Genomic DNA, 11,812 nt, shown 5'->3' with positions numbered 1-11,812 from the left:
ATTGATAGCAAAGGAATGCCCAATGCCTGAAATAAACAAGTCTATAAAGCCAGAAGCTGCCAGAATGCATAATCTAATGGAGTCTAGTTGTATTTATCACCAGGGTGATAGGTCTTTTCTACATGCTGCTTAATGTCTTCGGGGTAAAACCAGACGTCTTTGAATTGGCCAGCGCAATAGCGTTCGGCCTGGTCGGTGAAGTGTTTTTCGCCGGGGCGGCTGCTTTGTCCACCCGTTACTACAGACCGGGCTTTTACCCGTTTGCCAAATTCGACTACAGCCACAAAACTATTGCCCACATATCCGTAGCGTTTTTTTGTGTTGGGGGCTGTTCGCGCTCCATAAGCCGCCAGCGACCCCCAGACGGAGGGGGTAAATGCAACCGGAATACTGGGTTTTTGATCGTCGTACGATTCCTGAATGTGGCCCGTCAGCCGTTGGTAGCGGTTGATGTCGCCCCAGGGTGTTTTCCAGGTGCCAAAATCGCGGGTTAGTTCGGCCAGGGTTTCGTTCAGAACCGTAACTTTCTCCTGGGATGTCGTCTGCTTGATCACAAAATCGGTGAAGCTCAGGAAATCGAGTCGCTGGGTGGCCGGAACACGACTACGGGCCAGACGCTGAATCTTTTCACCCCAGAAAATAGCCAGTGTCGTGCCAACGGAGGTGGTTCCGTAGCTTTTGTTCCAGTCTTTGAGTACCTGAATGGCTGCGGCTACATCGGTTGAGGAATGGTCGTTTTTGACCGATTCATAGGCTGTCACCAACGCCGGAATCAGTTCATCGAAACCAGCCAGATGCGGGTCGTTGGCGGCTGCAATCAGGGTGTCGAGCGTGAAGATCGACTTCTGACTCAGCACCCGAACGGCATTGATCCCCCGGTAGTTCTCAGCGTCAGGGGCCATGTAGGCTGGGTAAGCGCTTTGGGCGGGGCTGCTGCTGCCCGAAACGGTATAAGGTGTCGAGTTGCAGTTCTGAATCCAGCCACTAGCCGGGTTGTGTACCTGAACCAGTTCATCGACCGTATGCATCCCTTTCCAGTCCGTAGCGGGGTTGCTGCCATCGACGGGCTGGCTCCAGTCAAATTTGGGGTCGCGTTTGGGCATAAAGTTACCATGCCAGTAGGCGATGTTGCCGTCGCGGTCAGCAAAAACGGTGTTGTTCGACGCATTACCATTCAATTTCATCACCTCTTTGTAGCTGGTGTACCCTTTCGCTTTGGTACGCAGGTACGATTGTTCCAGCGCATTCAGGGGGGTGTTCATCATGGCGACCGAAATCCACTTCCCGTCTTTTTCACCTACCACGGGCCCATGCTGGGTCCAGTACATTGTAAACTCTTTGTATTGAATCCTGTTTCCCGATTTGTAGGGCAGACGAACCCGCTGCATCCGAACAGGTTTGAGCAAACTACCCGATTTGTAAACATAGGCATCGCCTTTTTTCTCAACGGTTTCCAGGTATTCGTCCATCGAGTCGGCACCGCTGGAGGTATGCATCCAACCACAATATTCGTTAAATCCCTGATAGATAAAGAATTGTCCCCAGGTAACGGCCCCATACGCATTTAACCCTTCCTGACTGGTTAGGTGTACCTCCGATCGGAAATAGAAGGAGGTATGCGGATTGATGAGCAACAACGCATTCTTGGTTGCGCTTTTGGCCGGGGCAATGGCAAACCCGTTTGAGCCGACAGGTTCCCGTTCATACTTGTCAAAATCGTTGATCGACGAGGTAAATTTGTTGTGTTCGTAAAAGGCTTTCAGTCGATCCGTCGAAATAACACTGATATTTCCGCCAATGCTGCCTTCGCTAAACATCAGCGGCATCCAGGGGCGGAATCGTTTGAGCAAACGCGGTTTAACCTCCGGATGCGTGTATACATAATAATTTGTGCCATCGGCAAAGGCATCCAGCAGTTTTTTCATCCAGGCCGGACTTTTCTTATAGAGGGCTATGGCCTGCGTTGAGTCCAGGAAGAGCCGCGCCCGCAGGTCGTGGTACAGCGCCGACTCCCCTTCCACTTCCGCCATCCGGCCGATGGCATCGATGTAGTTGGTTTCGACACGGGCAAAATCATCTTCGCACTGGGTGTATAGTACGCCAAAAATGACGTCGGCATCGGTTTTACCACTAATGTGCGGAATCCCCCAGGTATCGCGGGTTATGGTAATTTGTTTGGCCTGTTGCTGCCAGCGGGCAATTTCTGCATTCGTAAACGGCTGCCCCTCGGTGATGAATGCGGTGAGCAGTAAAATCAAAACAGGGGCTAAACGGCTAATCGATAGAGAAAGGTAGGTCATTGATGAAAGGTTGTATGAAAATCGAATGAGTTGCAAAACAAAAATAACCGTTCCTGGCAGTTCGCCAGCATAAACTATTTCTTTCTGCTATCCGACAACGCTAACCCTCGGCAGACGCAGGTGTAACCGTTTATCGAAGAGGGCCTTATGTTGAGGCTAATGCGATCTGGCTAAACAGTACAGTTGAGCACAAAGGACTAAGTAACCTACAGCCAGCGTTCTGCATGAATGACTTTTTCAGGCATGTAGAACGCTGGTCAGCCATTGACTGTACCGAATGTCGAATTACGCAGGCAGGTATACCGTAAAGGCAGCTCCTTCGCCTTCGCGACTTCGGGCAACAATGCCTCCGTAATGATTCTCAACTACTTTTTTGGCAATGGCCAGCCCGATACCCGTACCCACAAAATTTCCTTTTCGGCCGTGGAGCCGCTGAAAAGCGCCAAAAATAGTCTCGCCATATCGCTCAGCATCAAAGCCAATACCGTTGTCGGTGATCGTGATGGCATGAAAAAGTTTAACCGGGCCACCCGCCTGCACAGGCGCGGGGATTCCAATGATGGGGGTTGAGTCGCCGGTGGCTGTATACGTCAGCAAACCTGCCGGAACTTCCTGCGCCTTTACCTGACGGAGGTGAATGCGCACATGCGGTGAACGGTCGGGTTGACGAAATTTAAGGGCATTGGACAGCAGATTCTGAAACAACTGACGGAGTTGTAGCTGATCGCCCGGAACAGTAGGTAAATCGCACCGTTCTATAATGGCCCCTGTCTCATCGACAACCGTTTCCAGATCCGTAAGCACTTCGGCCAACAACGTATTCAGGTCTACGACAGCAAAAGTAGCGTGCAAGGTTGTGAGTCGTGATAACGATAGCAGGTCCTGAATCAGATTGCTCATGCGTTCGGCGGCTGCCTGCATCCGGCGAAGCATATCCTGACCATTTTCGGGAAGTAGCGGACGGTATTCGTTTAGAAGCAGATCGCCAAATGATCGGATTTTTCGGAGAGGTTCCTGCAAATCGTGGCTGGCTACATAGGCAAAACTCTGAAGGTTGTCGTTACTTTGCTTAAGCGCCAGGTTTGCCGCTTCAAGTTGCTCGCGATACCGTCGGTTTTCGGTTATGTCAATGGCCGATGAGAGAACTCCCTTCCCAAACTTCACCATCGACACGTAAAAGAAACGGCCCCAGGCCTGGCGCTCCATAACCAGGGGTTGGCCTGTTTCATAGACGCGGGTGTAGGTATCAAGAACTGCACTACCCATCAGGGCCGGATTCAGTTCGATGATTGTTTTACCATACAGTTCATGAGCCGTTGTGCTCAGTATGTCGAAGGTGGTCTGATTGGCCAGCACAAAGCGAAAATCGATAGCTTTACCCTGTTCGTCCAGAATGGCGTCGTAGCAGGAAATAGCGGTCAACGACGAGTCCAGAATACTTTGTAGTAATGCAGTCTGCTGGTCAGAAATAGCCTTTAGTTCCAGAATACGTTGTTCGGACTTCCGTTGTTCAGTTACATCAATAAAAGTAGAAACAGTACCTTCGCCAGAGCGGGCAATAATGTTGTAGAAAACCCGACCGTCGGCAATAGTGGCATCAAACTGTTCGGTTTCGCCTGTTTCGACAACGCGGGCCAGACGGGCAATGGTCTGGTCGACATTTGCAGCAAACTGCATGGTCCGTACCGTTTGGCCAATAACAGCCTCCCAAGGAACAGGGAGCCACTCTTTGGCCTTATCGTTGAAGTAGATGTATTGAAAATCAACAATATGGCCGTTTTCATCGCGGATGGGTAAATGACTGGATACGGCCATCTGCATCGACTGACTTATCTGGGTTAGCAACTCGCCCTGCTGCTGCCTCATTAACTCGGCTTCCTTACGGGAGTTGATATCAATAAACACAACCGCCAGTTCATCGGGCGCAATGCAGGAAACCGACACATCGAACCACCCACCCAGCCCTGGAATATAATGATCGTTCCGGCGGTTTTCGCCCGATTGAACAACCGTCAAATAATCGTTAAGTAGTGCACTGTCCCGGAATAAGGGAAACAAGCCCAGTAGGGTTGAACCCATGATCGTTTCGCGCGTATGGCCACAGGCAGTTAGGGCTTCTCGGTTTACGCGTAATGGTTTGAAATCAACGATGGCATGGGCTTCGTTTCGTATGGCTCGATACGACACGATACAAACCGGCGCTGTTTCGAAAATACGGTCCAGATGGTCACTGGCTACGTGTTCAACTGGTTGGCCAGGGTTGGCAGGGGCGGCATCAGGCTGGTCAAAATCGGTCATTAGACGCTCAGGAAGGTCGAAAAAAGGTGAATTGACCGTCTGGGCGAAGCAAGATACGAACTCTGGACCGGAATGAATAACAGGATAATACTTTCCTGGGTTTATACCTTTGTTTTCAGCTAGTTATTGTGTATATTTACCTCCCCAATTTTCAACGAACAACACGACTAATGAGCCAGCAATTGTTGATAAAACCGTACCTGGCAACTCAATCCGCATGAAAAAAGGACGTTCGAATCCAGCCCAACTCCAGATCGATTTTCTGGCCGCTTTCCGTCGAATGCTCATAAGTCTCGGCAACCCCGATAATCTGCCCGTAAACGAAAGTCTGTTTATGCGCATGACGGATCAGTGGGAGGCTACCCGAGCGCTTCCGGCCAACCTGCTGTTTCAAAAAAGCCCTGTCGAAGCCGTCGTATTCCGGCTGCAGAAAACCGATGATCGGCTTCAGTTTCCAGATGAATTTATTGCCGGGGAAATCCGGGGAGAGCAGGGCCTGACTGGTTTTTCGGCCAAATTTCGGGAGCAAGGGTGGGTGATACTGCCCGCTGAGCTGTCGATGATGTATAAAAATCTGTTCCTGACCATTCTGGCCGCTTCCATTGGCCTGGAGCATCTGTATCCGGTCAAAAAAGAACTGCTGGCCGAAGCAGAACGGGTAGCCTTGGCGGCTATGCTGCCTGAATTGGAAGTGCGCAAGTTCTTTGGGTTGCGGCTTACTCGTTTCCCCGATAGTTTCCGTAGCGAAGTGGCCAATTATTTCAACCTGCCATTCGATTATGTGCTGAAACGGGCTAATCACCTGGGCATGGTATCGGAGCAGGTAATTGAAGAGGCCAATGCACAATCGCTTCGGTCGCCTATCCTGCGTCGTCCGCAGAGTAGCCGGGCTGCGTAAGTAGTGCCACGCAGATAATAAAAAAAGCCGATCCGTTTTCGTAGAAATGGATCGGCTTTTTCATGCCTCATAAGTAGCGTCCACTGGTCGTGTTACCGAAAAATAACCACTTGCCTGGCAACATCTCTTTATAAATAAGGTGAACAAACTAAGCGGAACGACTACAATCGCTTTGGTGCTCATTCGTTTTAAGTAGCTGGCCAAGTTCGCAACTTCTTAAGCTTTATCAAATCCATATTGACTTATTTTAGGCTTTGTTAGTGCTTAAACAAGAAAATAAGTGCTTTAAGCTGATTTTTGAGCTTATAATTTGGAATAAAACAAAACATATAGCTGATTTACAAAATCTATCAATTCAATAGACTATAAGTACTAATAGTCTATCTACAACCGGGATTAATAGGAGAGTGTAGCAAAAAGCAACCAACACACATGCATGACGGACGCGATCGGCTCGTAGAAAATACTGTATACGCACAGATTCGTAGTTCATAAAGTACCATCAAACACAAGTAGAATGTATAGACTTTTAAAATCCACTTTCTCGATAGGGTTAGTTCTTTTCTCCCTTCTGGCATCTGCCCAAAATGCGCCTATCATCAACTCAACCGTAAGTGGCAAAGTTATCGACGCCCGAACGAAAGAAGTATTGGTTGGGGCTACAGTAACCATCAAAGGAACCACCAACGGCAACGCGACCGATCCGGATGGGCAATTCAAACTGCTTACGGGGCAGAAGCTCCCCTTTACGGTAGTCGTATCTTTTCTGGGGTATCAAACCAAAGAAGTGATCGTCAGTGATAACAATACAGAAATCCAACTGGAAGAAGGGACCAATCAATTAGCTGATGTGGTAATTACTTCCCGACGGCGTCAGGAGTCGGCACAGGAAGTGCCCATCCCCATCTCGATTATAGGTGGGACTCGGGCCGAAGATGCCGGGGCTTTCAACGTAAATCGGTTGAAGGAGCTGGTACCAACCGTTCAATTGTATGCATCCAATGCCCGGAATACAACCCTGAATATTCGTGGTTTGGGCTCAACCTATGGACTTACCAACGACGGTATCGATCCGGGGGTTGGCTTTTATGTCGACGGGGTCTACTATGCCCGTCCGGCAGCTACCGCGCTCGACTTTATCGATATTGAGCAGGTTGAGGTACTGAGAGGGCCGCAGGGAACCTTATATGGCAAAAACACAACGGCGGGTGCATTCAATATCACCACAAGGTCGGCCAGTTTTGTACCTAGTGGAAGCTTTGAATTAAGCTATGGCAATTACGGATTCATTCAGGCAAAAGGATCGTTGACGGGGCCATTGAGCAAAAAACTGGCCGCCAGAGTGTCGTTTACGGGAACGCAGCGCGATGGCTTGTTCTATAATGTACATACTCAGCAAAACATCAATGACATCAACAATATCGGGTTTCGTGGACAACTTCTTTACACGCCCTCCGATAATGTAAAGATTACGCTGATTGGGGATGCCTCTACGCAGAAACCAAATGGGTACGGCTGGCCAGTAGCGGGCGTAGTACCTACCAAACGAGCGGCTTATCGTCAGTTCAACGCCATCATTGCCGATCTAAACTATAAGTTGCCGTACTCAAGTGCCTTTGAGCGCATTGTTGATCTGGATACACCTTCAAAGGCGGATAATAAACTTGGCGGTATATCACTTAACGCCGATATTAAACTGGGCAATGGAACCCTGACCTCTACGACAGCATGGCGTCACTGGCGCTGGACTCCCCTGAACGACCGCGATTACATCGGCTTGCCGGTTTTCACCATTTCGTCGGGCAACTCGATTCATGATCAGTGGTCGCAGGAACTACGGTATGCGGGTAAAGTATCGTCGAAAGTAAGTGGCGTGATTGGGTTCTTTGGCCTTTGGCAGGATCTGAAATCCGACCCTGTACAGACCGAAGAAGCTGGATCGGCACAGTGGCGCTTTGCCCAGAGCTCTACCAGCGCACTCTGGAAAACACCCGGTTTGTTCGATAACTTTGGCATTCGTACCACAAACCGGATTCAGAGCACGAGTTTAGCGGTATTTGGTCAGCTCGACTGGGCCATTACCGATAACCTGCACGTTTTGCCGGGCATTCGCTATAACTACGATAAGAAAGTTGCCAATTACAAGCGGGAAACGTACGGTGGGTTGCAAACCACAGATGCTGCCCTCATCGCCTTGAAAAATGGTGTCTATACCAATCAGGCGTTTGATACCGATGCATCGGAGGCTAATTTTTCCGGACAGGTTACCCTGCAATACAAAGTCGGTAACGCCATCAATGCCTTTGGAACCTATGCGCTAAGCTATAAGCCTGTTGGGATTAACATCGGTGGACTACCAACGGCCAATGGTCAGGTATTACTCGATCTGGCTAAAGTAAAGCCTGAGTCGGTCAATCACATTGAGTTTGGGTTAAAGACAAAGCCATCTCCCAACTCTACCCTGAATCTTGTTTTTTATGATACAGAAATCAAAGATTATCAAACTCAGGTTCAGACCCCAGAGCCGGGTGTAAACAGAGGCTATCTGGCCAATGCCGAGAAAGTGCGTGTACTGGGCGTTGAGCTGGATGGAAGCGTTCGGGTAGGTAGTCATCTGACCCTGAACACGGCTCTGGCCTATACCGACGGTATTTACGTATCGTTTAAGAACGCGCCCGTGCCGCTCGAAGAAACGGGTGGTGAGCAGGCATTCAAGGATATTTCGGGTGGGGTGTTGCCCGGTATTTCCAAATGGTCAGGTTCATTAGGTGGAGAAGCAACGGCCAGAGGAGAGCTTTTTAACCTGAAAGGCAATTACTTTTTGGGCCTGGACGCCTTCTATCGGTCATCGTTCTCATCGAGCCCTTCGCCGTCTCAGTATTTGAATATCGATGGGTATAGCTTAGTCAACGGCCGGCTCGGTTTCCGGGCATCGACGGGCGTTTCGGTTTTCATTTGGGGCAGAAACCTGTTTAATACGAACTATTTCGAGCAATTGTTAGCCGCTCCTGGAAGTGCCGGGCATTATGCTGGTATTGTGGGCGATCCCCGAACCTACGGGATCACCTTCCGCTATACCTTCTAAAGCGGGTAGTAAGGCCCTGGTTAATGTAGTGTTGACTATTTCGGCAACCAGAGCATAAATTTTTTCACTTTACGGAAGCTGTTTGCGTTATGTATCAAATAACGCAAACAGCTTTTCTGTTTTTATGATATTTGTGGTTACTTCTGGCGACGTCATTGGTAACGTGTATGGGTTTGCGTAATCGGTAAGGATGCGAAAAGATGATTTTGTTAATCAAAAAACAGACATCTGATACGAGTGAGACAAATGAAGAATGAGCCGTCATGAAACATCAACTCACGTAAGTAGTTCAAACGTAAATTACCAACTAACTACTTCCTCAAAACGGTAGCCTATGAGACACCTCTTTCTTTTACTGGGATTTATGCTACAGGGACTAGCTACAGCTTATGCGCAGCTAAACCTTGCCGGTATCGTCACTGATGAAAAAGAGCATCCGCTGGCAGGCGTAACCATCCTTGTTCAGGGCACTACAAACGGAACCACTTCGCAGCCAGACGGGCGGTTTTCCCTACAAACCAGCAGCGAATTGCCATTGGTCATTACCGTATCATCGATTGGCTATCAACGGAAAGACGTACAGGTACGAGGTAATAATTTTCGACGGATTCAGGTAAAACTGGTTGAAGAGACTGTAATCAAGGCTGAATTGGTACAGGCAGCAAGCCGCATTCCTGAAGACATTCAAAAAGCTTCCGTAAGTATAGAACCGATTGACAATAAGTTGTTTAGCCAATCGCCCGCTTTCAGCCCATTCGACGCACTTCAAAATGTAAAAGGGGTTGATTTGATCACCCAAAGTCTGACCTTTAAATCCGTTAACCTTCGTGGTTTTGGGGCGAACAACAACGCCCGGTTTGTGCAACTGAATGATGGCATGGACAATCGGTCGCCCGGTTTAGGTTTCGGGTTCGGGAATGTGACGGGTATTCCTGACCTGGACGTTGAGCATATTGAACTGGTTCCGGGCGCTTCGTCGGCACTGTACGGACCCGATGCCCTGCAGGGACTTATGATAACGAACAGCAAGAACCCATTTACGAATCAGGGCCTGAGTGTTCAGCTAAAAGGGGGCGTAAATAATGTCGGTAAGGCAGATTTCGGACCTAAAGCTTTCGGCGATCTGGCCATTCGGTACGCCCGGCAAATTGGGGATCGCTTTGCGTTTAAGGTGAATATTCAGCGGTTTATGGGAACAGACTTCATCGCCGACGACTACAGTGATCGACTGACCCGCTCCCGACCGGGTTTCTTTGCCACCGACCGTAATCAGGGCGGGATTGCCACAGGCGTAGGGTATGCACCGAACAATAACCCCGATACCAATTTTCAATACGATGGGGTTAACATCTATGGTGACGAAGTAAGTGGTAATGGGAGTGCTTATCAGTTTCCTGCTAATTATGCCAACGTATTATTACAAAATAAGTTAGTGACGCGTACAGGGTACACAGAACTGGAATTGCTGGGCAATGCGGGTAAGGTAGTCAATAACCGGGCCAATCTGGCCCTTCATTACAAACTGACCGATGCTATAGAAGCTTCTGTAAGCTGGCAGTATGGGAATGGGAATTTTATGCGCACGGCCAATTTCCGGGAGTATTTTCCAGATTATCAGCAACACCAGATCAAAGCTGAATTGCGTGGTGAAAACTTTTTTCTACGGGCATATACAACCCAGCAGAGGGCCGAAGCCTGGAATCTGGGCCAAACGGCACTGGGGATCAATACGAGCTGGAAATCACTTGCGCAATGGGCTACGGAATTTGGGCAGGCTTATGTAGAAAATAAAGTGACCATTGGGCAATCCCGGATTACAGCCGACCGAAGTCGTTTTTTGCCTGGTACGGATCGGTTCGATGCGGCACGCGATGCCTTTGCAAACACGTACAATACGGATACCATACCGGGTTATCGAGGAGCCAGAGGTACCCGTTTCCGTGACAACTCGGCGTTATGGCATTATGAAGGCATGTATAATCTTAAAGAACTGACGGATGTTGCCGAGATCATTGTTGGAGCCAGTGTTCGTCAGTATGCCCTCAACACGGGAGGTACGCTGTTGGCACTGAAACCCGATAGTTCGGAATATACCCTAAATGAGTATGGCGCCTATATCCAGGCGTCCAAAGAACTGTCGGTTGGGGATAAATTAACTCTTAAACCCACGCTTGCCGTTCGGTATGACAAGAACCAGTACCTGACGGGCGGGTTTTCGCCCCGTGCATCGGCAGTAGCCAGTCTTGGTCCGCATAACTTCCGGGCCTCATGGCAGATGGCCTTTCACAATCCGACACCAGGTCAGTTGTTTTCGGTGCCGATAGCCGGGCGATCTGGCGAAGTTGGCGGATTGGCCTCTACTCTTGAAACGGCTGGCTTCGTGTCGAAACCGTCTTATCTGGAGAGCGACGTTGTCGATTTTGCGGCTGGCCGTATTACCGAATCCCAGCTTCAGGCCCGTGCATTTACGCCTGGTATCTTTAAAACCGAGAAACTAAGAACCTGGGAAATTGGATACAAAACGCTGATTCAGAATAAATTTGCTATTGATGCTTTCTACTTTCACAGCAAATACACCGACTTCATAACAACGCAAACCGTTTACCAGCCCAATACCGGGCAAATCGCGGATCTGAGCAAAGAAGCGTATCGAATCGTACAGGTTAATTTGAATACCCGTAGCGACATCATTGTCGATGGCTGGGGAGCAGGGCTGGAATATAATCTGGGACGAAATTTTACCCTGATGGGCAACTATGTTCATCAGGTGGGTTTAATTACCTTGCGTGACCTCCAGGGAAATTTAGTGGACGATAACGTAGGGGTTCCGATCATCAAGCGTAAAATGAGTAAGCCCGAAGTCGCTCAAAAAGGAAGGAATTATTTCAATACGCCCGAAAATCGCTACAACATCAGCCTGAATAACCCTCATATTACCGACCGGATGGGCGCAACGCTGACTTACCGATGGACCGATCGCGTATGGTGGGAGCAGGGGATTACGGCCGGAGATACTTGGTTGCCAGCCTGGTCGAGCCTGGATGCGCAGGTATCGTATAAAGTGCCTGCCTATAAAACGGTCGTTAAAGTAGGCGGTACTAACCTGCTCAATACTTATTACACCCAGGGCTACGGATTGGCCCGCATCGGCGGCATGTATTACATTAGCCTGACCTTCGATGAATTGATGCGATAGATCTGTGTAATAGATTTCTGTTTGACATTCGCTCA

5 protein-coding genes are annotated in these 11,812 nt (G+C 49.2%); 3 read left to right on the top strand and 2 right to left on the bottom strand.

Annotation, left to right across the window (positions count from 1 at the left end):
* Positions 1 to 83: 83 nt before the first annotated feature.
* Both B153_RS0118360 and B153_RS35425 read right to left on the bottom strand, forming a co-directional pair.
* Complete coding sequence (locus B153_RS0118360; RefSeq protein ID WP_020598203.1) at positions 84 to 2,300, bottom strand: penicillin acylase family protein; 2,217 nt, start codon at positions 2,298 to 2,300, stop codon at positions 84 to 86.
* Between the two features lie 285 nt (positions 2,301 to 2,585).
* Positions 2,586 to 4,598, bottom strand: a complete 2,013-nt coding sequence (locus B153_RS35425; protein WP_020598202.1) for a sensor histidine kinase — start codon at positions 4,596 to 4,598, stop codon at positions 2,586 to 2,588.
* A 217-nt stretch (positions 4,599 to 4,815) separates the two neighbouring features.
* On the opposite strand from B153_RS35425, the gene B153_RS0118350 reads away from it, so the two are divergent.
* From B153_RS0118350 to B153_RS0118340, 3 genes are all read left to right on the top strand, one after another.
* Entirely contained in the window at positions 4,816 to 5,496 is a 681-nt protein-coding gene (locus B153_RS0118350) for a hypothetical protein (protein ID WP_020598201.1), read from the top strand.
* A 517-nt stretch (positions 5,497 to 6,013) separates the two neighbouring features.
* On the top strand, positions 6,014 to 8,581 hold the full coding sequence (locus B153_RS0118345; RefSeq protein WP_020598200.1) for a TonB-dependent receptor: 2,568 nt from the start codon (positions 6,014 to 6,016) through the stop codon (positions 8,579 to 8,581).
* 334 nt (positions 8,582 to 8,915) lie between these two features.
* Complete coding sequence (locus tag B153_RS0118340; protein ID WP_020598199.1) at positions 8,916 to 11,777, top strand: TonB-dependent receptor; 2,862 nt, start codon at positions 8,916 to 8,918, stop codon at positions 11,775 to 11,777.
* The last annotated feature ends 35 nt before the right edge of the window (positions 11,778 to 11,812 follow it).

Source organism: Spirosoma panaciterrae DSM 21099, from assembly GCF_000374025.1.
GTDB lineage: Bacteria > Bacteroidota > Bacteroidia > Cytophagales > Spirosomataceae > Spirosoma > Spirosoma panaciterrae.
Note: the sequence above shows the minus strand (reverse complement) of the source record. Positions and strands in the feature narration are given on the sequence as shown.